This window comes from Dactylosporangium aurantiacum, from assembly GCF_000716715.1.
In the GTDB taxonomy this organism is placed as follows: domain Bacteria; phylum Actinomycetota; class Actinomycetes; order Mycobacteriales; family Micromonosporaceae; genus Dactylosporangium; species Dactylosporangium aurantiacum.
This window is the reverse complement of record NZ_JNYJ01000201.1, coordinates 1-242: the sequence shown is the minus strand read 5'-3', so window position 1 is coordinate 242 and position 242 is coordinate 1. Positions and strand designations below refer to the sequence as shown.

The 242-nt window shown below is 66.5% G+C and carries 1 pseudogene; it reads left to right on the top strand.

Annotated elements, in window-relative coordinates:
* Positions 1-19: 19 nt before the first annotated feature.
* Positions 20-242 (top strand): annotated as a pseudogene (locus OP18_RS50900) (sugar ABC transporter permease); the annotation flags it as partial.

The window sequence follows — 242 nt, the reverse complement described above, 5'->3', positions numbered from 1 at the left end:
GTTGGACGGTGCGGGTGCGGTGCACCGGTTCTGGCATGTGACGCTGCCGCACCTGCGCGGGATTCTCGGCATCGTGGTGCTGCTGGAGGTGATCTGGAACGTGCAGCACTTCGACATGATCTACGTGTTGACCGGTGGTGGGCCGGCGGGTTCGACGACCACGTTCGCCGTGGCGGTGTACGACACCGCGTTCAAGGCGTTCGACCTGGGCAAGGCCAGCGCGCTCGGCGCGTTGTGGCTGG